At 28.6% G+C, this 22652-nt stretch carries 23 protein-coding genes; 9 read left to right on the top strand and 14 right to left on the bottom strand.

The features are described from left to right. The first annotated feature begins 170 nt into the window (after positions 1-170). On the top strand, positions 171-335 hold the full coding sequence (locus tag GJV85_RS03540; RefSeq protein ID WP_207562502.1) for a hypothetical protein: 165 nt from the start codon (positions 171-173) through the stop codon (positions 333-335). A 255-nt stretch (positions 336-590) separates the two neighbouring features. Here the strand turns inward: GJV85_RS03540 and GJV85_RS03545 are convergent, their stop codons facing one another. From GJV85_RS03545 to GJV85_RS03565, 5 genes are all read right to left on the bottom strand, one after another. Continuing rightward, positions 591-806: a hypothetical protein gene (locus GJV85_RS03545; RefSeq protein ID WP_207562503.1), complete on the bottom strand. Its 216-nt coding sequence runs from the start codon at positions 804-806 to the stop codon at positions 591-593. A 6-nt stretch (positions 807-812) separates the two neighbouring features. Then, on the bottom strand, positions 813-1556 hold the full coding sequence (locus GJV85_RS03550; protein WP_207562504.1) for a hypothetical protein: 744 nt from the start codon (positions 1554-1556) through the stop codon (positions 813-815). Further along, complete coding sequence (locus tag GJV85_RS03555; RefSeq protein ID WP_207562505.1) at positions 1553-1858, bottom strand: DUF2958 domain-containing protein; 306 nt, start codon at positions 1856-1858, stop codon at positions 1553-1555. The genes GJV85_RS03550 and GJV85_RS03555 overlap by 4 nt, the downstream gene beginning before the upstream one ends. Positions 1859-2045: 187 nt before the next feature. Beyond that, on the bottom strand, positions 2046-3116 hold the full coding sequence (locus GJV85_RS03560; RefSeq protein ID WP_207562506.1) for a Gfo/Idh/MocA family protein: 1071 nt from the start codon (positions 3114-3116) through the stop codon (positions 2046-2048). 36 nt (positions 3117-3152) lie between these two features. Then, positions 3153-5690, bottom strand: a complete 2538-nt coding sequence (locus GJV85_RS03565) for a non-ribosomal peptide synthetase family protein (RefSeq protein WP_207562507.1) — start codon at positions 5688-5690, stop codon at positions 3153-3155. Between the two features lie 167 nt (positions 5691-5857). Here GJV85_RS03565 and GJV85_RS03570 point away from each other — a divergent pair, with 167 nt between their 5' ends. The 3 genes from GJV85_RS03570 to GJV85_RS03580 are packed head-to-tail and all read left to right on the top strand — an operon-like array spanning position 5858 to position 9499. Then, a complete protein-coding gene (locus tag GJV85_RS03570) occupies positions 5858-6868 on the top strand; it encodes a radical SAM/SPASM domain-containing protein (RefSeq protein WP_255550562.1) in 1011 nt (336 codons plus the stop codon). A 54-nt stretch (positions 6869-6922) separates the two neighbouring features. Then, the gene (locus GJV85_RS03575; protein ID WP_207562509.1) at positions 6923-7801 is read left to right on the top strand and encodes a hypothetical protein; all 879 of its coding nucleotides are present in this window, start codon (positions 6923-6925) and stop codon (positions 7799-7801) included. Between the two features lie 9 nt (positions 7802-7810). Next, positions 7811-9499, top strand: coding sequence for a carbamoyltransferase family protein (locus tag GJV85_RS03580; RefSeq protein ID WP_207562510.1), 1689 nt, complete (start codon positions 7811-7813; stop codon positions 9497-9499). Between the two features lie 205 nt (positions 9500-9704). Here GJV85_RS03580 and GJV85_RS03585 read toward each other — a convergent pair whose 3' ends face one another. Further along, entirely contained in the window at positions 9705-10487 is a 783-nt protein-coding gene (locus GJV85_RS03585) for an AAC(3) family N-acetyltransferase (RefSeq protein ID WP_207562511.1), read from the bottom strand. A gap of 95 nt (positions 10488-10582) precedes the next feature. Here GJV85_RS03585 and GJV85_RS03590 point away from each other — a divergent pair, with 95 nt between their 5' ends. After that, positions 10583-10825: an acyl carrier protein gene (locus GJV85_RS03590; RefSeq protein ID WP_207562512.1), complete on the top strand. Its 243-nt coding sequence runs from the start codon at positions 10583-10585 to the stop codon at positions 10823-10825. Next, positions 10818-12179, top strand: a complete 1362-nt coding sequence (locus GJV85_RS03595) for an AMP-binding protein (RefSeq protein WP_207562513.1) — start codon at positions 10818-10820, stop codon at positions 12177-12179. The genes GJV85_RS03590 and GJV85_RS03595 overlap by 8 nt, the downstream gene beginning before the upstream one ends. An 88-nt stretch (positions 12180-12267) precedes the next feature. Here GJV85_RS03595 and GJV85_RS03600 read toward each other — a convergent pair whose 3' ends face one another. The 6 genes from GJV85_RS03600 to GJV85_RS03625 all read right to left on the bottom strand — a co-directional run bounded on the left by GJV85_RS03600 (position 12268) and on the right by GJV85_RS03625 (position 16978). Then, positions 12268-13107 carry a 2OG-Fe(II) oxygenase family protein gene (locus tag GJV85_RS03600; RefSeq protein WP_207562514.1) on the bottom strand — a complete coding sequence of 280 codons (840 nt, stop codon included), beginning with the start codon at positions 13105-13107 and terminating at the stop codon, positions 12268-12270. Between the two features lie 127 nt (positions 13108-13234). After that, entirely contained in the window at positions 13235-14320 is a 1086-nt protein-coding gene (locus GJV85_RS03605; RefSeq protein WP_207562515.1) for a DegT/DnrJ/EryC1/StrS family aminotransferase, read from the bottom strand. Positions 14321-14584: 264 nt separating this feature from the next. Continuing rightward, a complete protein-coding gene (locus GJV85_RS03610) occupies positions 14585-14986 on the bottom strand; it encodes a VOC family protein (RefSeq protein ID WP_207562516.1) in 402 nt (133 codons plus the stop codon). Positions 14987-15002: 16 nt separating this feature from the next. Next, the gene (locus GJV85_RS03615; RefSeq protein ID WP_207562517.1) at positions 15003-15752 is read right to left on the bottom strand and encodes a phosphosulfolactate synthase; all 750 of its coding nucleotides are present in this window, start codon (positions 15750-15752) and stop codon (positions 15003-15005) included. After that, the gene (locus tag GJV85_RS03620; protein WP_207562518.1) at positions 15749-16387 is read right to left on the bottom strand and encodes a 2-phosphosulfolactate phosphatase; all 639 of its coding nucleotides are present in this window, start codon (positions 16385-16387) and stop codon (positions 15749-15751) included. The genes GJV85_RS03615 and GJV85_RS03620 overlap by 4 nt, the downstream gene beginning before the upstream one ends. 36 nt (positions 16388-16423) lie before the next feature. Beyond that, complete coding sequence (locus GJV85_RS03625; protein ID WP_207562519.1) at positions 16424-16978, bottom strand: HD domain-containing protein; 555 nt, start codon at positions 16976-16978, stop codon at positions 16424-16426. A 236-nt stretch (positions 16979-17214) separates the two neighbouring features. Between GJV85_RS03625 and GJV85_RS03630 the strand changes: the two genes are divergently transcribed. Genes GJV85_RS03630 through nagA form a run of 3 tightly spaced genes read left to right on the top strand, consistent with a single transcriptional unit; the run spans position 17215 to position 21120 of the window. Continuing rightward, a complete protein-coding gene (locus GJV85_RS03630) occupies positions 17215-19425 on the top strand; it encodes a hypothetical protein (RefSeq protein WP_207562520.1) in 2211 nt (736 codons plus the stop codon). 1 nt (position 19426) lies between these two features. Beyond that, positions 19427-19978 (top strand): acyltransferase, encoded by a 552-nt coding sequence (locus GJV85_RS03635; protein WP_207562521.1) that lies wholly within the window; start codon positions 19427-19429, stop codon positions 19976-19978. After that, positions 19975-21120 (top strand): N-acetylglucosamine-6-phosphate deacetylase, encoded by a 1146-nt coding sequence (gene nagA, locus GJV85_RS03640; protein WP_207562522.1) that lies wholly within the window; start codon positions 19975-19977, stop codon positions 21118-21120. The genes GJV85_RS03635 and nagA overlap by 4 nt, the downstream gene beginning before the upstream one ends. A 973-nt stretch (positions 21121-22093) precedes the next feature. On the opposite strand, the gene GJV85_RS03645 is transcribed toward nagA, so the two are convergent. Together GJV85_RS03645 and GJV85_RS03650 are read right to left on the bottom strand one after the other, a co-directional pair. Next, on the bottom strand, positions 22094-22372 hold the full coding sequence (locus GJV85_RS03645) for a type II toxin-antitoxin system RelE/ParE family toxin (RefSeq protein ID WP_207562523.1): 279 nt from the start codon (positions 22370-22372) through the stop codon (positions 22094-22096). Beyond that, complete coding sequence (locus GJV85_RS03650; RefSeq protein WP_207562524.1) at positions 22362-22616, bottom strand: type II toxin-antitoxin system Phd/YefM family antitoxin; 255 nt, start codon at positions 22614-22616, stop codon at positions 22362-22364. The genes GJV85_RS03645 and GJV85_RS03650 overlap by 11 nt, the downstream gene beginning before the upstream one ends. Positions 22617-22652: the final 36 nt, after the last annotated feature.

Here is a 22652-nt window from a genome sequence, read left to right on the forward strand (position 1 = left end):
CTGACATTCTAATACCGTTGGTAGAGGGAATGTACTTATAGCTTCAATGATTAGGTTTTATATAATTTTGTAGTAATTGAATTTTAGTAGTATTGAAATATTTTGCACCCTGACATATTTTTCAATGTAACTAAGAATTTGTGAGAGAATAGCCTTTAAGGAGTATAATTATGCAAACATACAATGAAGCTGATGATACAACTGAAACTTACTCTTACCAAGGTACAGAAGTTATAATCATCACAGTTTTCAAAACAGGCATTAATAGTGTAGCTATTGTTGAAGATGTAAGTACGGGAGAACAGTTTGAAGTATTTAGAGATCAACTTTATTAAACTAAAAGTCTTTCTACACTTTTTAAAAAAGAAGATGCTTCGAGTTTAGGTAAGCAACTCTATTTTTTGAACTAGCTTCTTTACAGACCTATCTTGAAGATAGAGTTCATAGACACTTTTTACATAAGCTCTCAAGGCAGAGAGTCTAGAATTATTACCCTCTATCTCAAAATCATCTAAAACAGCACAATTCAAATAAAGTGCAAAATCAGCATCATTAGTTTTTAAGTCTAATTTTGACTATGAACTTTTAACTCAATCTGATATTTCATCTGCTTGAATCTCCCATTCAGACTTATCATCAATCCAGTCACTACCATCTTCACTCCAAGACTCAAACTCAAAGCTTTCGAGTTTAGCTTCATTATCAGCTAATTTTTCGATTGCTTCTTTTTTAGAGTTAGCAGATACAGAGTAAGTGACTTTTGCATAAGCATGAGAACATTCATTTCTAGTTATTAAATATTTCATATCAAATCACAACATAAATAAAATAGCATCTTCTGCACCACCACTACAGAGTCCACCATCTACTAAGTTCTCTTCTAGATACTCACCATTTTCATCTTTATCAGCAATTGAGTATACATTGACTATATATCCCTCATTACTCACAGAATCAAAAATCTCATAAAACAACCCATTATATTTAAACTCTATGGTCTCGCCATTTTCAAGAGCAGCTTCTAACTTTTTAAATTCTGCTTTTGAGATATTATCAGTATTGCCTTCATGTATATTTATAGCTTCTCTGATAAGCTCAACAAGTTCGTTAACGTCATCAGTATCAAATGGTTCTGATTTAGCTCCATTTTTTATGATTATTTTTGAGACTAAAGTTAAGAATGCTTCAACTTTTGCAACATCATTTTTTAGGTGATATGCTACATTGTACTTATCAAGATAATTTAGTTCGTACTCTACCTCTTCATCTAAAAGTTTAAAAGCTTCTTCCTCATCAAAATTGGAGTTCAAAATAAAATCTATCAAGTCATGGTTATGCTCACGAGATACTTCTGTAGCAGTATCTTCATTACAAGCTTGCCACTTCAAAATGTATTTACTTTCAAAAATGTCATAATTTAAGAGGTCTGGATTTTCAACTTTGGAGCATTCTAAATCAACTGTTATATATAGTGTACCTCTAATGCACATAATAGAGTTTACTTTAGAGTTATTATCTATTTTAAATTTGAGTTGTTTATATATTATAATTCTCATGAGTGCAACTTACGAACTTCAGATAATGGTGTTGGAGTAAAGCTAATATCTAACTCTATTTTTAAGCCGAGTGATCCACGAACTGAGTTTAGCTCGCTTAATGTAAAGTAGCCAAGTTCAGCAGAAAATCCAACGACATATCCGAAACAAGTGTTATTATCGTCTTTTGAAAGTTCAGTGACATACCAAGTCCAGTTGCTATCAGGTGTGAAGAGTTTGATATAGCATATTGGGTCTTTTGTGTTTTCAGTGCTGTATAGGTTGGGAAGTGTGTGTAAGAGTTTCGGAGGGATGAGAGTCATTGATAACCTTTTTTAAGATTATCATTGAATATATCTACAATTTAGCTGCATTAAAAAATTAAATGCCTCTTACTTTTAAATATAGTAGCCTGACACCAAGGTTGCTCAGCTTGCATTAATACACATAAGTTTATAGTATTTTGATGATAAGCATTCCTGTTTTTTTCTTCTGTCAAAACATTTTCCACTACTGTCTTGCAAGTTTTGCTTCTACAAGATTACCCATTTTAGAGTTCATGGCCTGAACAAAAAAAGCTTCACCAAAAGAAACAGCCTCTTCGGTATATCTACCTTCTAAATTACCTATAAATTTATCAATAATCCATTTATGTCCTGAATCAACTCCTATATTACATTCATCACCATTTTTATCTTTTATTATTGGATATTTCTCTTCAGATGTAAATTTATTCTTTACTTTAATATTTCTCTTGATACTTCCACTAAAGTCATTAAGCTCCACTACATTAGCATAGTCAAACAATACGCTCTTTTTTGTTCCCACTACTACAAAAAAGTTCGGTCCATATTTACCATAACTTTCTTTTGTAGAGTGCATAGACATTTTCAAGTTTATAGTTGTTTTGTCAGTTTTGAATATAGCTTGAAATTCATCAACCTTTGCATGCACCCAATGACTAGAAACTTTTCTTGGGAAGATATCAACAAGTTCGAATTTACCAATCAGAGAATAAATTATATATAAATTATGTGGATTTGCTTCAAAAAGTCTTCCCCCAGGGATACCTTGTGCCCAATGATCTTCTTCCATCATCCCAGGGTCTTCCCAATTAAAGCTCATCTCTTTATTAATACTTATTATATCTCCGATCTCACCACTTTTGATCATATTCCTAACTTCTCTAACAGATGGATAGAATTTATGATTATGCACGGCACACACTACCTTACTATAGCGCTCTTTTAGCTTTCTAAGTTCTTCTATTTCTTCTATAGTCTCAGTTACAGGTTTTTCAACTAATACATTACATCCATGTTCTAGTGATACTTTTGCTATAGACAAATGTGTAGCCGAAGATGTACATATATCTACAAAGTCTATATTTTTTTCATTTTGAAGTGCCTCTTCGATAGATGTGTAGTAACTATTCAGCCCATATTGTTTTGATGCTTTTTTTGCCATCTCTTCATTTATATCTACAAAGGCCACTATATCAGCACCTGCTGCTATTAAAGCACCATAATGCAAATGTGTTCCAGTACTTCCTGCACCACAAATAATTCCTCTAATAGCCATTATTATTGTCCTTTATTCCTTTATATATATTATTACTTATTCAGTAAAAAAATCTTTTAGTACATGACTGGCTTTTTTAATATCACCATGATGAAAATTAACTGGTATTATATTAATATTTTCTCCAATTTTATCTAAGTTATTATTTTTTAAAGAAATAATATAATCATATAAATCTTCATTATCTGTTCCTTTCCAATTTAAGTTTTTTTCTAGTGCTTTAAATAAAATAATATTTGAAGAAACTAACATACTTGACAACCTCTCTGCTTGACTTAAAATAAATTCTGCATTATATGCTGAGATAACTTTATTAACATAACTGACTTCAAAACCAGCAGCTATGTATGATTTTCTTAAATTTTCTTTTCTTTTTTCTATATCCATTTTTGAAATAATATCTTTTAATCTATCATCTAATATAAATGTATCTATTGCATAAACATTAATATTAACATAAGATTTCTTTTCTAATTGGGCGGCTATCTCTAAAGCTATTAAACCTCCAAGCGACCAACCATAGAGATTGATTTCATCTTTATTAAATAGATTATCATTCAAAATGATTTTTAAATAATATGTAGCAAGTTGTTTTAAAGAAGAGATTTTTTCAGAATGGTACAAATTATAATTATCAATTCCTATACAATTGTAAGAAGAATCGATATTTGTAGCAAATTCTTGATAAGCTTCGCAGCTAGCATTACCAGGGTGAATCATATACATATTTTTTTTTGTATTACTATAATTATTAAGATTACTTATTAACATTTCTTTTCCTTTTTTATATTTTTGAAGTGATATTTGATGTGCTAACTTTTTCACTGTTTTACTTAAAAATATATTTTGTAATTTAATTGATATATTAAGTGTGATCTCAATTTCTAATGTTAATGAGATAGATAATAAAGAGTCTCCTCCTATGGAAAAAAAATCATCATTAATTCCAACTTTGGGTCTGTTTAATATTTTCTGAAATATTTCACACAAACTTGATTCTAGATTATTTGTTGGAGCTACATAGTTTTCATGACTATAAAAGATTGGTTTAGGAAAGGATTTAAAGTCAAGTTTACCATGTAATGTTGTAGGAAATGAGATTACATGAATAAATAAATATGGGATCATATACTCAGGTAATCTATTTTGTAGAAAACTTTTCAATTTATTTGAATTAATAGGTAGTTCAGATTGATAGTATGCGATTAAATAGCTATTCTTATATAATATAACTTTGGTTTCAAAAATTAAACTAAATTTCCTTAAATTTAATTCGATTTCTTCTAGCTCAATCCTCAATCCATTTATTTTAACTTGGGAATCAGTTCTACCAATATATTGCAAATTGTCATCATCTAATAGTCTAACTAAGTCCCCAGTTTTATACATTTTATTATATATTTCAGATTCATTTTCTTTTATGAAAATATTTTGTAAAAAACTTGTTTTTGTAAGTTTTTCTTGATTGTTATATCCTTCAGCTAAACCTATTCCAGAAATATAAAGTTCACCTACCTCGCCCTTTTTTACCGCTTTCAGTGCATCTGATAAAATATATACTTTTGTATTATCAATGGCTTTGCCAATTGGTATTATGCTATGTATGTTATTGGAGCAATCAAAATACGTAGAATCAATTGTTGTTTCGGTAGGACCATAAAGATTGATTAATTTAGTTTTTTTATATTTATTAATTTTATTAAAAAGATTAACATGGTGTTTCTGCAATACTTCACCAGATGTAAAAATATAATCTAAATTATGTAGAATGATATCAATATTCTTATGTGGTTGTACTTGTAAATATTCTAAAAAATATAAAAACATAGAAGGAACAAAATGAATAATATTTATATTGTAATTGATGATGTTGTTGACTATTTTCAATGGATCCTTATGATCTTCAGGATTAGAAATAACAAGAGTTGAACCAGTAAGAAATGATAATAGTAATTCCCATACAGATACATCAAATGTATATGGTGTTTTATGAAGTATTACTTGATTCTGTGCTATATTAAATTTATTTTTCATCCACAATAGCCTGTTAAGTAAACTACTATGATTAATCATAACACCTTTGGGATTCCCTGTTGTTCCTGATGTATAAATAATATAAGCAATATTGTTTTTTTTCTTCAAGTTAATAGGATTTATACTTTTATTGTAACTAAAATCATCAATTTCTATTATGGTAATATTTTTATTTATTAATCTCAATTTTTTAGAAAATTTTTTTTGAGTTATCACTATATGTGTGGAAGTATCGTTTAAAATAAATTTTATTCTGACATCTGAGAAATTCGGATCTACCGGTATATAAGTTCCACCTGCTTTAAAAATAGATAAAATACTTAATGGTAATTCTAGGGATCTTTCTAAGAAAAGTGCTATATTTTTGTTTTCAAGCATATATTTTTTAATATAACAAGCTAAAGAATTAGATTTATCATTTAACTCTTTATATGTTAAATATTCATTTTTAAAAACTACCGCAGTTTTATAGTTATTTTTTTTGACTTGTTGAACAAAAATTTCACAAATGTCATTATCAAAAATATTTTCAGTTATCATGTAAGCCTGGAAAGATAGAATTTTACTACACTAATACTATATTAATAGTGCTTACTTCTAACTTATTTAAGTAAGTAATATTAATTAAAAAATAAGTCTTTCAGTTAAAAGAAATTTATTATAGGATAATATCAGCACAATTTAATTATATAATAAGGGATAATAAAATGAAATACTGTTCTAGACCTTGGACTCATATGTATGTAGGACCAGATGGAGTTGTAAAAAACTGTTCTTGGATAAAATTTCCAGAAGGTAATTTGGGCAACCTAGTCGATTCATCGGTAGAAGAATTATGGAATGGCGATATGATCAAAAACATCAGAGATTCCATAGAAGATGGTAGTTATAAATATTGTGATGAAGAATCTTGCCCTCTATTAGGTAATGATAGTCTACCAGATTTAAGTAGTGAAGAACTAAAAAATGCTGTAAAAAAAGATTCACTAAATAATTTCCCTATTGAATTCAATATGGCCTATGACTATGTATGTAATCATGCATGTCCTACTTGCAGAGATACCGTATTTAAATCAGATAAAGTGTATACAAATAAAATTGACAAGATAGAAAATGAACTATTACCATACTTGGACAATGCAATCTTAATTATGGCATCGGGAAATGGTGATCTTTTTTCTAGTAAAAGTATGCTTAATATGTTAGGTGCAGCTCAACCTAAAAATAAGGATTGTGTTATTTTGCTTGAAACAAATGGTGCTCTTATAGAAAGTAAATGGGATAAAATTAAGCATCTAGAAGATTATCAAATACATGCTGTCGTAACTCCAAATAGCTATGAGGAAGAAACTTACACATTACTTACTGGAGGCATAGCAAGCTACCAAACTACCATGGATTCTTTAAAGTTTTTAGCAAAATTACGTTTAGAAAACAAAGTAAGTAAAATTAAACTCAATATGGTTGTTCAAGATACAAATTTCAGAGAGATACCAAGTTTCGTAGATAGAAGTATTAATGAGTTTAATGCTGACATTGTACAGCTTAAACCAGTATTACGTTGGTGGAGGTTATCTGAAGATGATGCTGACTACAATAGACGAAATGTACGAAGTCCACTACATCCGTCTCATAAAGAATTTATCGATGTAATTAATGATCCTATTTGTAAAAATCCAAAAGTATATCATTGGAATGGAGAAAATTTTGAAAATTAAAATTTTCCATTATAAAATATCTTTCAAAAACATAGAATTAAAAAGGAGATTTATATGGAATTAGCACCAATAGCACTATCTGTATATAATCGGTTAGATCATTTAAAAAAAACTGTCAGTGCATTAAAAGATAACACACTCGCATCAGAAAGTGAATTATATATTTTTTCAGATGGACCAATGACTGGAGATGAAGAAAGCATTAATAAAGTGCGTCAATATATTAAAACTATAGACGGCTTTAAATCAATTCATATCACAGAAAGAGAATACAACAGTCGACAATATAATAATAGACAAGGGATGAGACAGCTACTAGACAATTATGGAAAACTGATTTATATTGAAGATGATATTGTTACATCAAAATTTTTTTTGCAGTTTATGAATGATGCTCTTGATAAATATGAAAATGTTAAAAATGTTACCTCTATATGTGGATATACATCCCCTATTGAAATACCACAAGATTACCCATATGATGTTATTGTAGATCCTATTGCTTGTATTTGGGGGTTTGGAATTTGGAAAGATAGATTTGATGAAATTAACTGGAAAATAACTGACTTTGAAGACTTTTGCAAGAATCCATCAAACCTTATAGAGTTAGATAACTTAGGAAAATGTTTTAAAGAGTTAATGGAAGCTGAGCACTTAGGAGTATTGGATGCTATGGATATAAAACTGATGTATCAACAGTTTAAAAATAAACATTATACAATTACACCGAAATACTCACTAGTTAATAATATAGGTTGGGATGGATCGGGAGATACATGTGCACCTACAACCAGATTTAATGTTGATTTATCAAAAGTAAAACACAACCTTAATGTGTCAGTTAATGCAAAAGTTGATAACAAAGTTTTAGACAACTTGAAAAAATTTCGCGATACTCCATCTGAAAAAAAATGGGAAATAGATTCATACTAGGATGGAAAAATGATTAAAATTGGGATTCACAATACTGGAAATTTTGCTAGTGCAGCATTATTTAAAGATGGTGAAATAATTTATGCTTGTGCTAATGAAAGGCTTACACGAAACAAATATGATAGTTCTTTTCCTTTTGCTGTTATCGAAAAGGGCTTAACTGAAATTGGAATGACTTACAATGATATAGATGAGATTGTGCTTTCTTGGAATTCATACATTAATGCATCAAACAGATTTAAACGTTTTAGTAATTCAGTAAACCACCCAATGGAAAGGCTTCATAATTCAATTAATGCAATATTACCAAATTTAAATATTAAGCATATTGATGTATCTCATCAAAAAATATATTATGATAACAAATCAATTACTTTTAGTTTTGTAAATCACCATTATTCTCATATTGGAATGGCATATAACACTTCGCCGTTTGAGAGTGCTAGTGTATTCATTTCTGATGGATTTGGTGAAGAAACGAGTTCTCTGTTGGCAGTTGCTAAAGGTAATGAAATTAAGATACTTAAAGAGCATAATTTCCCACACTCTCTAGGTATGTTTTATGGTACATTAACAGAATATTGTGGCTTTAAAAGTGAAAAGGATGAATGGAAAATAATGGGTGCTTCAGCATATGGAAATCCTGAGCGCTTTTATAGTAAGTTAAGTAAATTGATACATGTTGAAAATGGTAATTTAGAATTAGATTTAAACTATTTTGACTTTTATAGTTTCAACTCGAAAGGGATGTTTAGCAATAAACTTATAGAATTACTAGAGGATGATATAAAAGATAATAATCCCAATCAAAAAATGTATGATATCGCTTCAGCTACACAATTAATTTATGAAGAATCATCTATAAAATTAATAAATTGGCTACATAGTAAATCAGAAGAAAAATCCAATCTATGTCTTGGCGGTGGTACCGCAATGAATAGCTTATTTAATGGAAAAGTAACTTCTAAAACAAAATTTAAAAATGTTTTTATATCTTTCTCTCCCGATGATACAGGTAATGCAATAGGCTCTGTCTTATATAAAGACAGAATAAAAAAACCTTATTTAGAATCTTTTTTAGGTTCAGAATATTCAAATAATGATATTAAAGTATATTTAAACAAATACAAATTAAAGTCACACTATTTCGAAAGAAATGAACTTAATTTACAAATTGCAAAAAGTATATTTGAAGGTAAAATAGTAGGCTGGTTTCAAGGTCGAATGGAATATGGTCAAAGAGCATTAGGAAATAGAAGTATTTTAGCAAATCCATGTGATCCAGAAATGAAAAATAAATTAAATAAGATCATTAAATATCGAGAGTCATTTAGACCTTTTGCCCCAGCAATTATTGATGAATATGGAGAAGAGTATTTTGAAAATTACACTTATACACCATATATGGAAAAAATACTTAAATTTAAAGATGCGGTAATCAATAGAATACCTGCTGTTGTACATGACGACAATACTGGTAGATTGCAGAGTGTTAGCGAAAATGATAATTTTGAGTTTTATCAGCTTATTCAATCTTTTTATAAAATTTCGGGTATTCCAATTTTAATAAATACCTCTTTTAATGTATCAGGAGAACCAATTGTTTCATCTCCTGAAGATGCAATTAAAACATTTTATACAAGTGGTTTAGATATTTTAGTTTTAAATAACTATGTAATTTTTAAAGAGGATATTTAAATTATTTAAAAATATATACTTCTTCTCGTTGGTACACTATTTTAGGTGTATCGCAGTGATGAGTATTCCTTAACTTGACTAAATTTTATGTATATGTCGTTATTAATTCGTGCTCCCTAATGTTAAATATATCCTTAATGTCATGCATCTCCAAAATCTATCAATGTAAATATTATCAGCTTTCTTCTTTTGAGTGTCCCGAAGATTAATTTCTATCTTTTTTATATTTCTCTTCGACGGTACAGACAAAATATTCTTTATCTTCCTTGTATTTTTTTTGCATTAGTGTAAAAAGATCATTGAATCTAATACTATCTAATTTAAAATTTCCGATATTATATGTAAAATACTTATTCTCAAGCTTTAGATCTTCTAAAATTACTGTGAAGTCAGACACTAATCCACTATGCCGTCCATAAATAGTTACAATCTGTTCGTAAAATTTTTGCTTTTCATCTAAAAAAATTCCCTGTATATTAACATCATGTCTGTAATAGACTTCTATTTTTCTTTCTAGATAGTGTGCTTCTGTCATACGTTTCAAAACATTGCCTATACTCATAAGAGAACCATTATTTCTTAAAAGTTCTTCAATTAAGGAACCTTCTCCCATAGAGTTATATTTATTTATAAAATTGAAGTGATGAAGTTTTTTATTTTTACTAAAAACAAGGTATGAAAACATAGGGTCAATTGTACGTTTATAAGGAAACATACTTCTAAGATATTCAGTGGCATGACCAACAACGGATGGGCTATTTAAGTAATCATATGTTTTAAGTTCATCGGTATTATAGCTATGTGAAAAAGTTGGAATAATTATATTACCGCCACGGTTTTCTACTTCACATAACACTTTGCCAAAGGATTCAAGTTTTTTTGTAATCATATCATTAATTGAGCAGTTAGGTTCTTTCTCTACTGGATAATAGAAAAAACCAATAATATCTATATGAAGCGAAATCAACGAGTTAGTACTAACTCGCACAAGTAGCTCTACTAATGAGTTTTCAAAGTTAGTATTTAATATATATTTTCCTTTATTTTTGATAAACTACAGCATTTTATAATACTAGGATATATATGAATAGCGATTTAATTTTAAACAAAATTATACAAGAAGTTTCTTTATTATCAAAGAAAGATGTAATTAATTATAACCAAGAAATTTTTGGGAAAGATGGACTTCTTGATTCATTGAATGTCTTGCATATAATGCTATTTATAGAAAGAGAATTTAATATCCAAATTAATCCTGAAAATGTTACTCTTGATAACTTTGGGACAATTAATAAAATTTATGATCTAATTAAACTATATGAATAATAATACTTTACAATATTTACTATTTTTTTCCTCATCAAGTCTATTAATTTCTTATAATGGAGAATCTATTTCTCAAATTGAGTTTCGTGAAAAAGTTTTATTCTATGCTGAGGAATTTAAGCAATATGATTTTTTAGATGATTTTATTCTTATATATGATGAGAATCCTATACACTTCTATATACTCCTTTTTGCATTATGGGTTAGTGATAAAAAAGTGATTTTTCCAACAAAAGACTTACTTTTAGATAAAGAACTTATCTCTTTTTATAAGTATTCATGTTTATTGGAGAATAATCAAATCATTATTAAAGAAAATAAAAACTTTTGTAAATTAGAAAATGCTATTGGTGACACGGTATTATTTTCATCTGGTAGCACTGGTAAACCAAAAGGTATACTTCATAAGAAAGAGAATTTTATCAAAAATGCCTATAGTGTTTTTGAAAAAATTTCACAATCAAACTATACATCTATAAGCTATTTAAAGCCATATTTGGTGAGTGCATTAAGTCATTTCCTAGTACATTTTATATCAAATTCTCAACTTATTTTTGATGACTATAAAAATACTTCCAATATTGATAAGTATATTCAAAAACATCCTGATCTTTCAATTGTTGGGTCTCCCATGCATTTGATTACAGCTTTTGGTTCTATTAATAATGATAAATATAAGCCGAGACTTTTTTTTTCATCAGGGGATATACTAAATGATCTCATAATAGATAAAATTATAAATAAATACATTGACATTATAGTATTTAATGTCTATGGCTTAGCAGAGCTAGGAGGACGTCTTTTTGTCAATAGAATAGATGGAACCACACCTATAAACAATAGAAAACAAATTGGTGAAAGCATATCTGGCTCTAATGTAAAGATAGAAAATGACACTATTGTTGTTAAAGCAGATTTTTTATTTTATGGATATATTATTGATAATAAATTTATAGTGAATAATGAATGGTTTAATACAAAAGATACTATTTTATTAGATAATTACCATACAGTATTGGCAGGAAGAACAAACGATGAGATTAAGGTTGGTGGTAATAAAGTTGCACTAAAATATCTTGAAAACAAAATATCAGGTATCTTAAATATTGAATTTTTAGTTATAACCTCTAAAAGGCATGCACTATTTGGAAATTTAATTGTATTAGTAATAAAAGGGGATTCCAATCTTTCACGAAGAAATATCCTAATAAAACTTAATGCATCACTTGAGCAATACGAGATTCCTCATGAAATTTATACCATAGAGGAGATACCTTTCACTCAAACTATGAAGATTGATAGAAAGTCAATCACAGAATCTCTCTCTAATTTAAAACAGCTCACCTCTACTTAGTATATCATTCGTGATTCATAATAATACATAGACTCTCAACGATTGATAGAGGTGCTGGAAAAACAGTTACTTTTACTAGAACTGATACTTATTTCTTAAATAACCTAAACTCCAATGCAACACGTGTTTCTTCATCCTGATCATTGATTGCACACCCATGAATTAAATGTGATGAAAAGATTAGTACATTTCCATATCTTATGTCTTCCCTACGTAAATCATTCCGCCCATCCCAGCTAACGATATTACGAACATTATACTTTTTCTTTTGGATAACTCCACCCTCAAATGTCCTTAGTATTTTATCTTCTGGTAAAAGATGACTTCCAGAAACAAGTGGTAAAGAAGATTTCAAACTAACACCACAAATTGGAATCCAAAAATTTATAAACTTGTATACATTCTTATCTCTATCAAAACTTTCATGAATATCTTTATGAGGTGGATTAAAATCATTTGACCTTGGTCTATTTATTCTAATGATAATATGCATTTTTTTTTCATTATTCGGATTAATATCAGTTAGTTCAAACCCAACTAGTTCACTTAGTTTCTTGTAAAAGACAGCTGTGTTAAAATCAAAATCTGATGAAAACAGATCTCTTGTTTTATTTACAACTTCATAGTGTGAATTATTATCAGGTAAAAAGCGATGGTATTTATTCAACTGAAAATTTGTAACTTCAATACCCTTCTCGCTAAGTATTGACCTTACACAATTTGAGATTCCAGAATAGAGAGAATTGAATTCTGTTTTGCCTAGGAAAGGGAATATCTTAAATCCTTTTTCATACCACTCCTGACCAAAGGTCAAATCTGTTCTTTCATTAGAGAGTCTTTCTTGTATTCCATATTTAAGAGGTGGCGACCCTTCAGCATTAAAAGAAAATTGCTTGTCGTCTATTTTAAATTTAAATTTTTTATGCATTATATTTACCACCTGAGAATCTATTTAACATTCTTATTCTTGATTTTTATATTTAAAATTTCACTGACAATATCCAATAGTTAATTGTTCTCAACTGAAAGGTAGAGATAATAATCATATAAAAAAGTTATTTTATAGTACTTATTATAGTATCAATAACTTTATTCATACTGCCAATATCTAAATCATCTCCCATAGGTAAACAAAGTATTCTAGTTGATATATCCTCAGATATATCACAAATTTGATTTGTATTATTAAATTTCAATGTATTAAGTGATGGGTAAAAGTATCGCTTAGGATATATTGATTTTTCTGTTAACTTCTTCATTACTTCAATTACATATTTTTCATTTTCAAATAATATTGAACAAAAACTATAATTTTTAGTTGAATTTTTATTTTTTTCTTGAAAAACAACATAATCTTTTAAGTTTTCATAGTAGTAATTATATGCCATTTCTTTTTTAGAAATGATAGTGTCAATCTCATCGAGTACACATAGGCCCATAGCTGCTTCAAATTCATTCATTTTTGCATTAATACCAATATTTGAATGATTTCCATTACCGTCTAGTCCAAAATTAATTATTTCTCTTATTTGTAATTCTAGCTGTTTATTCTCATTAACTATTATTGCACCACCTTCAATAGTATGAAACACTTTGGTAGCATGGAAACTAAGAGTAGAAATATCGCCATGTGTAAGTATACTTTTGTCTTTGTAGTTAACTCCAAATGCATGTGCTCCATCATAAATAGTTTTTAAATTGTACTGTTTAGCAATCTTTTCAATTGACTCAACTTCACAAGGATTACCAAAAATATGAACTGGTACAATTGCTGAAGTACTCTTTGTAATAAGATGTTCAATATTTGTTGGATCCAAGTTTAGTGATTTATGATTTATATCAGAAAACTTTGGAGTAATATGCTCCCACTTTAAAGAATTAGTTGTAGCAACAAAACTAAAAGGAGTTGTTATTGCTTCACCTTCCAATCCTAAGGCCTTGTATGCAATTTGTAAAGCCAAAGTCCCGTTCGCAACAAGAATTATACTTTTTACACCAAGATATTCTGCCAATCTTTTTTCTAGTTCCTGCACCAAAGGACCATTATTTGTTAAGTGCTTGGAATTATATATTTTATCAATATATTTCATATATTTTTTTTGATCAGGTAAATAGGGAGAATTAACATAAATTGATTTCATATTACTAAATTAACACCATACTATTAATTTCCATATTGCCAATTACACTAATCATTATTTATATCACAATACTGAGGGTCAACTGATATTAGTTTAATAATTTTAACTATTTTATCAATATTGTTTTTATTATTACCATAGTTGTTAAGATAACTTGGCATTTGTTTTCCTTTGTTGTTTTTTCATGTCTTTGATATGCTATTTATACGAAATATAAAAAGTAAATGCCTTTAAAAGAAATAGAAAAAAATTTACTACTTAAATTTAATACATCATTCGATGATCGTAATAGTATTTAAATTCTAAAATGTTATTTGAAGGATCTTTTAAAAAAAATGTTAAATGTTCTTCTACTTGACCTTTGAATCTAATAAACTCATCATGAAAAAATGTTAATTCCCTTTCTTTTGCAAGTTTCAATACATTATCGTAATCTTTTTTTTCAAAAAAGGTAACTCCAAAATGCCTAGGATACATCTGAGGATCTTTATCAATATTTTCAGGAGATAAATGGCATACAACCTGATCTCCAAAAAAGTCAATAGTTATTCTATCATTATACCTTCGTGCTAATTTACAACCAAGCTTTACGATATAAAAATGGAATGTTTCATCTAGATCTTTGCATGGTATTGCCAGATGAAATACATTACTACTATTTCTCATGTATTGCTTCCTTTCTTTATTTAAAAAATGTATCTGATCTTAAACCATGTCTTAGGGTCTCCAATGATATAATATCATTAAAATCTATGTTCCCTAAATTCACATTAGTGTGTGTATTATTAATAAAGTATTGTTGTAAAAATTTAGTAGGTGCTTCAAAAATAATTTTATCTAAATCTATGTCAGAAGCAAGTATTTTTTCAAAAACATCTTCTTTTATACTACCATCAGTGTTACAAATACCACCTTTACCACTTTCTCTTGTCTCGATTATAACTTTAGTTGCACCTGCATCAATATCTTGCTTAATATAATTAATCCATTGCTCAGCATCAAACCTTGTTGAACGTAAATTGTCTTTATATCCAACCTCGCTAAAAACATTAAATTCATTTTTTAAATCTGAAACAATACTGGCCTTCTCAGTGTTTGATAAGTCAATAGTACCATTTGAAACTTCTATATATTTGCAATTTTTTATATTGCAATAATTGACAAATTCATTTAATTGATTTTTACTATAAAAATATTCAAATAGTGTTCCCCCAAAAAAATAGTCTATATTGAAAAGCTTCAAAATTTCAATCTTTTTATCAATATTTGGAGAAACCAAACAGGTGCCCCATCCAAATTTTACAAAATCTATATGCTCATTAAACGATTCAATTAAGTCTTTAAAATAACTAGTAGAATAGCCCGTGTCAATAATCATATTTAAGCCCTCAACTCTTGGCTTTTTAAAACGGCTTTCTAAATATATATTCAATAATAGTCCTTCATAGTAATTTTTTGTATATATACATTGTTTCTTTCATCGGATTTGATTTCCATTATAAAATTTGTATCAAAATTAGTTGTTGAATAAACAATGTCTTTGGGATTAAATCGTTTATCATTGAAGAACTTCATAGCTATATCGCTATCTGTAATACGTTGAATAATATCTATGGTTGATAAACTCTTATGTTTATATAATCTTTCAATATAATCTTTAACTGCTAAGTCATCATCCTTTTGACGAGAAGGTATAATATTTAGGTAGTTTATATTTATAGTATGTAAGTATTTTACTAATGTTTTACTATTACTATATCCTGTTACAAATATTCTATCTGCATCTAAATTATCTAATGTTACTTTTGTACCATTTGTTGTTTTTTGAACTAATATTTCACCAGATAATTCTTTAGAAATTATATTTGTAGGGGAATTATCTAAGTCAAATCCATGAATAAGTAATCCATGTTCTTCACCACATAAAATATATTCTGGATTTTTCTCTTTCATTCCAAATGCTAAAGATTTGTTTGCTACTAAATATATGCGCTCAACACCTTTAATAAAAGCAATATGCGAAACAGTAAATGCACGTAAAACGTCAATTATTATATTTACTTTCATAATATACACAAAAGGGATGAATCTATTTTAGGAAAATTATTTTTTTTGAATTTCAAATAATATTTCCCATCGATTTATAAAGTTAACTTCAATTTCTTTATGGGAAATAAATTTTGTTGGTAAGACTACAGGTAATGGATCTGCAATATTTTGCCAATAATCATTATTGTGTAAATAAGCATTTGCTTCTGTAACCATTATTGCTTTATCTATTTCTTTAAACTCTTCAGGAAATGGATATGGAATATTATATATTTTACTTATCTTTTGTATTGCTATTTTTTCTGACTTTATATATTCCGGAAATAAATGTTTATATGGAGTAGGTATATCAAGTCCTGTCATGCCTTCAAATACTTCATGGATAAGAGACATTTTTGATAATAAATTTTTATCATAATCTCCTTGATAATGCTGCTGGAAATACTGATCCATTATTAAACAATGCTGCGCAACTGAATAGAAAATATCTGTTTGAGACCAAAAACGACATATCCTAGAAAGTGTTTTTGCAATAACTTCAATATCAAAATCTTCATCCATTAAATCAAATGGATTTATTCGTTTATTTTTTGAATTTATTACATGCATTTACAATATACCTTTTCCTGAATAGCAAGTTTATTTTTTAAATTAATTGAGGCCATCTATATCTTTTATAATTTTTGGATATTATATCGAAATAAATGCGAGCTACTATAAAATAATTATTTAAAATAAGATATAAAAATTTGCAATATTTTGATTTTTACAGTATATTAATTATATTTTTGCTACTAAAAATATGTAAAAAGTTTGAGCATACTAATTGAGAAGGGAGTGGTATTATGTATAAAGTTGCACTAATTCAAAACCAGTCTGAAATGCTCCATTATGGTTATGCTGATGCTAGAACATTAATTAAAAACTTTGGTTATCAATTAGAATTATATACAGCAGATAATATTGATAATTTAGGTTTAGCATTATCAGATGATAAATATGATGCAATTATCATAGGTTCTAATTCCTTTAATGATAAAACAATACGTGAGGAATTTGAAAAAAATTATTTTATAAATATATTCCAAACTTGGATTCAGAGTAATGGTGGACGAGGATGTTTATGTATGCATCAATTGAGGCTTGCTAGTGAGAAAAATTCTTCTTTAATGTTTTTACCAGAATATTTAAATAATGTATCAGCAGTCAAACGTTTGCCAGGGGAAAAATCAGCTGATGGTAATATTTCTTTTGGTTTTAAGGCTGAAAAACATAACCTCTGTTTGTATCCAAACAAAATAAACCCTCAAAATATTAAAAGAATAGCATTGGAGTATAAAAGTTTACCTGGAATTTATTGGCATTATTGGTCTAATGTTAATTTGTCAGATTGGGAAATATTGATTAATGACCTGAGTACTGATGAGAATTTCCGTCCATTAATTATTAACTCAAGAAAACCAGATCAAGGTCGCATTGTGCTAAGTGCTTTAACCCTAGATTGGCAAAAACAAGAAGATGTTTTACAAAATATATTGACTTACGTTGTTGAAGGGAAGCATAGTACAGCAATATTATCTAGTTATGATAATACAAATAGATCATTTGAATATTTTATGAGTATCTTAAGGTCAAAAAAAACTCCTTTTAGAAATTACAATATAAGTGATCAGTTAGAAATATTGACGAACAGTATTCTTAATAACATCCATAATATATTACTTTTGGGTCCTAATATCAGTTTGTCTGAATTGCCATCAAATTTGTCCAAAAACGTCAAGGAAAAAGTAAATGAAGGAAAGTTAAAACTTATTAGTATTAAAGATACGGATGGTGATTTTAGTAGTTTTTCAGTTTTTGGTAGAGAACGTTCAGCGCAAGAGTTGTTATATGCTGCAGAATTAAAGATACAGTCAGAATTACATACAGGATACATAGATGGAAGTTTCTGGAGCACTATAGAAACATTACAAATATTGAATAATCTAGATAGATTACAAAGTTCCTATAAGCAATTTATTTCTAAAGTATTAATTTTAATGTCTAAACATGATAAAAATGGTTCTTATGACGAAGTTTTTGGTGCAACATGTGCACTACTATGGATACGTGGGATACATCTAGGTATTACATCGTATAAGACAGAAGAGACTTTTCAGTGGATAAAAGAAAGGATTTCAGAATATGAATCCAGGGAACAACTTCAGGCATACTTAATTATAATAGAATTAAAAATTGAATCAGCAGTAATAAATGAATTAGTTGAAAATATATTCAAAGGTATAGACTTTGATAGCTTAAGTGAAATTGACATAATAGTATATCTTAAGGCAATGATAGCTTCGAATAATACTAATTTTTTATTAAAATTAATTTTTCTGTTGAAAGATAAACAAAAAGAAAATGGTTCCTGGATTGATTTAGCTACTACGGCGACATCAATAAGTGTACTTATCGATATTTTATTACATATTCAACTTGATAAATTAGATAAAGCTAGTATCGAAAACATAATCTATAATGGAGTAAACTATATCCAGAATAGTTTACAAAGTGCTACTGTGAATGTAAATAATGAATGTTATCCTTGGGATGGAAAAGCTAGCACAACGGTTAAATGTATTAATGCACTATTCAGATATGAAGAACTTATTAGTCTTCCAGTAAATGAACTTATTAAATTTATAACAAAAAACAAGAATAAAATATCTTCTATTTCTGATAGTCGACAAGCTTTATCTATACTGAACGAAATGAAAGACGAAAATACTAACTTAATAAATAAATCAAATGAATTGAAAATTAAGCTTTTAAAGAAGTCAAAGATCTCAAGACTTAGTACGACATATATGTCCATTTCACTATTATTTGGATATATTTTATTAAGTATTATTATTGTACCTTTGTATAACCTTGGACCAGAATATAGTATTTCATTAATTAAAATAGTATTTATCGATGCATGGCCCTCTCATATTGCTATAATGGGAGCAATTGGAGCATTGTTAGCATTACCTATTAAAAAATGGTTTATTAATAATGATGAAAGAGAGTGATATGAGATATATAGATAAAGATGCTTTTGTATCAAAGAATGCGAAAATTATTGGTAATGGTTCCTTACATATAGAAGCACATGCCGTAATAGAAGACAATGTTTTAATTGACTTAGGTCAAGGAGGAACGATACGAATAGGATATCGATCTAAATTAAAATATGGTTGTGTGTTAAGATCCTATGATGGAAAGATAACTATACATGACAGATCCACTATTGGAGAGTACTCTATTTTAGCTGGGCACGGAGGATTAATAATTGGTAATGCAGTAATAATTGCAGGCCATTCCTATATCTCTGCCGCAGGACATATTTTTTCAGGCATGAATGACCATATAAGATTTCAAGGTGAGATTGCGAAAGGAATACAAATCGATGATGGAGTATGGATAGGAGCTCGTTGTGTAATTTTAGATGGTACTCAACTTGGTGAGAATTCTATTATTGGAGCAGGTTCAATAGTTACTAAAAGTCTTAACAGTAATATGGTTTGCTACGGGAGTCCATGTCGTGAAGTATATGATCGTTATATAAAAGAGGAGATAGTATGATGTATGCATTTGTAAATTGTGATATTTTTAACGGTAGTGAATTTATTTATAATAAAGCTTTAGTTATTGATGGAGAGAAAATCCATGGATTAATCCCTGAAGAGGAATTGGATAAATCAATTGAAATTATTAATTTAAATGGAAAAACAATATCCCCAGGTTTTATTGATTTACAAGTAAACGGTGGAAATGGAATTTTATTTAATGATGAGCCTACTATAGAGGCAGTTAAAAAAATATACGATGGACATAAAAAATTTGGTACAACGGATTTCTTACCAACATTTATTACAGGTTCATTAAAGGGCATGAAACAAGCTGTTGAATCTATTAATAAGTGCCTAAGTCTTAACTTAGATGGAGTATTAGGAATACATTTTGAAGGTCCATTTCTTAATCAAGCAAAAGCTGGTGTTCATGAAAAAAAATATATACGTGAAAGTAATGTTGATGATATAGAAGCGATATCTAAAATTAGTAATGGAATTACTATGCTAACTCTTGCTCCAGAAGTTGTACCAAGTGAATTAATATTAAGTTTACAAAAAAAAGGAATATTTATTTCAATAGGGCATACAAATGCAACATATGAAGAAGCTATGAATGCTTTTTCTTCTGGTGCTTCATGTTCTACACATTTATATAATGCTATGACTTCATTAGAATCAAGAGCACCAGGTGTTGTTGGTGCTTCACTAGATAATGATAAAGCATGGACAAATATTATTGTTGATGGTATTCATTCTAGTTATGCTTCTGTACGAGTCGCTATGAAAGCGAAAGCAAAACGAAAACTTTTTTTAGTTACTGATGCTATGCCTCCCGTGGGAGGAGAAGGTGACGATTTTAGAATAGGTGATTACAATATTTCTGTTAAGAATGGTAAATGTGTTACAATGGGTGATACCCTCGCTGGGTCTTCATTAGATATGGCATCTGCCGTTAGAAACTGTATACAGCATGTTGGTATTGATAAAGGAGAAGCATTAAGAATGGCTTCTACTTATCCGGCTGAATTTATTAAATTAGATAACCGTATAGGTCATATTAAAAGCGGATATGATGCTAATCTTGCGATATTTAATAATCAAATCCAAGTTTCAGCAGTTGTGGTAAAAGGCAAATATGAACTATTTACATAATAACTATACTAAACCCCTAAAACTAAATAGTAGTATATTTTAGTTTTTCAGGGGTCACGAATCAAATAACTGATTTATATTATGATTAATTTTTTTTATTGCACTATCTGTAAAAAAATGCTTGGCACATGTTATATAAGTAATAGGAGCTTTTCAGAATATTAAACGTCCACAAAACCGGTCACTAAACTTCATTTAATTTCCTAAAAAACAGGAAAATTTCAAAAATAGAAGCCTTTGTTTCCCGTTATTTCCGGCAAGTGTAGGAAAAGATGGGTAATCATAATAGACCCAGACTTTTATGTTCATAATATCTACTTTTTACGGCTATTATCCGGTACTATTTACACAACTGGGTATCGACATAAATAACTTTACAGAGTAAAAATTTTAGAGAGAAAATATAAAAGGTTAAATAAAGCCCTATATTACGAGAGTTAACTGAGTTTTGAAGAAAATATTATTTTGTATCCAGTATCCGGAGCCACAACAATTTAAACTCCTAAATCATTGAACTTCAACCAACTTTTTTAACATTCGGTGTCATTTCGGTGCTATCAGGTATATAAAATTGGAAGCCTTGCAATTAATATTAAAGACTACTCATCTGCTTTTATCCCACAAGTATATTCATTGCCAAACCTAAAAAAGTTAAGCCTATATATCCAAAAGGATCCTAGAGATTTTCATATGTACAAGAAGTTAAAAATGCTACAAGAACATGATAATATAGATGTAATCGAAATCATATCTGAGGGTTACGAATTACCTATACAGATTAACAGTTTACTTAATAGACAAGGGTTTATAAACTATAAGGCAGAAAGAGATAATTACAATACTTCTTTTACCTTTTCAAAGTGAAAGAAAGCTGGATATGATGAAAATCCACTTTTAAAAATGATTAAAGGCAACCTTCTGAAGTTACCACTCCACTTATATTTGGAACAAAATATAAAATCAATAGTGAGTTTCAATAAAGATTTTCACGATAAATTGTGAGGATTTCTATACCCTCATCTGAGATACGGTATATAATACTAAAACCTTGATACACTAGTTTCCTAGTATTTGGTGCTAATTCCTCACTAGGTCTACCTGCTTGGGGAAAATGACTAAGAGTCTGGGTAATATATTGACGCAATTTTTTTACATAAACAACAGTCGTTTTTTTTGATTCACTTTGTTGATAGATATATTCTGCTAATGCTTCAAGCCTTTGATATGCTTTTTGAGAAAAATTAATTTTCATATTTAGCTAAAACCTTATCAAAAGCTTCTTCAATACTGATAATATCACCTCTTTGGATTTCTTCTATTGACTCTTGTACTTCACGTTTCAAAGCAGCATGAGTTCTATTATATTCATCAAGTGAAATTAATACAACACTTTTATCATTTTTAGTGGTTATGATAATTTCTTCATCATTATCACATGCATCATCAATCAGAGTCTTGAGATTGTTACGGGCATTTGTATAGTTTACAGCTTGCATATTAATCCTTCTGTGTGTTTATATGACAGGTTTCTG

The organism is Sulfurimonas aquatica, assembly GCF_017357825.1.
GTDB classification, from domain to species: Bacteria; Campylobacterota; Campylobacteria; order Campylobacterales; family Sulfurimonadaceae; genus Sulfurimonas; species Sulfurimonas aquatica.